The organism is Streptomyces sp. NPDC019531, from assembly GCF_044903305.1.
Lineage (GTDB): Bacteria > Actinomycetota > Actinomycetes > Streptomycetales > Streptomycetaceae > Streptomyces.
The window spans coordinates 1-1,653 of the sequence record NZ_JBJDQL010000138.1 but is presented as its reverse complement, the minus strand read 5'-3'; the positions used below and the strand labels follow the sequence as shown (position 1 = coordinate 1,653).

2 protein-coding genes are annotated in these 1,653 nt (G+C 67.5%); one reads left to right on the top strand and one right to left on the bottom strand.

The features are described from left to right. Positions 1-75: 75 nt before the first annotated feature. Entirely contained in the window at positions 76-339 is a 264-nt protein-coding gene (locus ACI2L1_RS45175) for a GlsB/YeaQ/YmgE family stress response membrane protein (RefSeq protein ID WP_404745297.1), read from the bottom strand. Between the two features lie 180 nt (positions 340-519). On the opposite strand from ACI2L1_RS45175, the gene ACI2L1_RS45170 reads away from it, so the two are divergent. Then, the coding region (locus ACI2L1_RS45170; protein WP_404745296.1) for a hydrolase at positions 520-1,653 on the top strand (1,134 nt) is incomplete at its 3' end.

Below are 1,653 nucleotides of genomic sequence, written 5' to 3'. Positions count from 1 at the left end.
CGCCGGGACCCCGGCGCGCCGCACTCTCATCCGTGCTGTTTTCGTTTGTCTCCGGTGCCTTCTCGCGTACGACCGTCAGCGGCGCGCCTTCGACCGGTCCAGCGCCGCCACACCCAGCGCGGCGAGACCGATCTGGATGAGCCACTCGACCCAGTCGATGCCCTTGGTGTCGGCCACGTCGAAGGCTCCGGCGATCGCCGAGCCGATCAGCGCGGCAATGATGCCGACCAGAATGGTCCACAGGATTCCGATGCGCTGACGGCCCGGAACCACGAGCCGGCCCAGGACACCGATGACTATGCCGATCACGATGGCGCTGATGATGCCGTCGACTTCCATCTCCGCCCCTTTTCCGAATGACCCCCGATGTAGTCCGGTTGCCCGCTGGAGCCGGGGACAGTCCGGATCGGTTCTGTTCAGCCTTGTTTATGTCATGTACCGTTCAATTCGGTCGTGTATCTATGCGCGTAGTTCCTCCCCGCATCACTCCTTCCCCGACTCCTCACGGAGGTATGCCGGATGCTAGGGCTCACCAGACCCCGCCACAGACTCGGCGCGGTACTCGCCGGATTCACCCTGATCGGCGCCGGGGTCGCGGTCCAGGTCACCGCCACCCCCGCCGCCGCTGCCACCCCGCACCGGATCCTGTTCGACAACGCCCACGCCGAGACGGCCGGCAACGCCGACTGGATCATCTCCACCAGCCAGCCCGATCCGCTGGGCGAGGACTCCTCGCCCTCCGCGGAGACCGACTGGACCGGCGCCATCTCCTCCTGGGGCGTCGCCCTCCAGAAGACCGGCGACTACAGCCTCAAGACCGCGACCAGCGCCCTCACCTACGGTGGTTCCTCGGCCACCGACCTGTCGAACTTCGACACGCTGGTCCTGCCCGAGCCCAACACGCTCTTCACCACCGCCGAGAAGACGGCGATCATGACCTTCGTGAAGAACGGCGGCGGCCTCTTCATGATCTCCGACCATACCGGCGCCGACCGCAACAACGACGGTGAGGACGCGGTCGAGATCCTCAACGACCTGATGACCAACAACAGCGTCGACTCCACCGACCCGTTCGGTTTCTCCATCGACTCGCTGAGCATCAGCTCGGACTACCCGTCCGCCATCAGCGACAGCGGCGACCCCGTGCTGCACGGCTCCTTCGGCGCCGTCACCAAGAGCCTGATCGCCAGCGGCACCACGGCCACCCTCAAGCCCGCCGACAACTCCGGCGTCAAGGGCCTGCTCTACCGCACCGGTTACTCCGGCAACACCGGCGCCTTCTTCGCGACGAGCACCTTCGGCAGCGGTCGCGTCGCCTTCTGGGGCGACAGCTCGCCGATCGACGACGACACCGGACAGTCCGGCAACACCCTGTACGACGGCTGGAACGACTCCGGCGCCACCAACGCCGCCCTCGCCCTCAACGCCACCGAGTGGCTGGCCGGCGGGAGCGGTGACGGCGGCGGGGACGACGGGGGCGGTGACGGCGGCACCTGCACCTCCGCCCAGCTCCTCGGCAACAACGGCTTCGAGTCCGGCAGTTCGACCTGGTCCGCGACCAGCGGAGTGATCACCAACTCCAGCGACGAGTCCGCCCGCACCGGCTCCTACTACGCCTGGCTCGACGGCTACGGCTCCGCGCACACCGACACC

Excerpts from the sequence above, each read along its gene's own strand:
- ACI2L1_RS45175 (WP_404745297.1), bottom strand. The coding sequence starts at position 339 with ATGGAAGTCGACGGCATCATCAGCGCCATCGTGATCGGCATAGTCATC.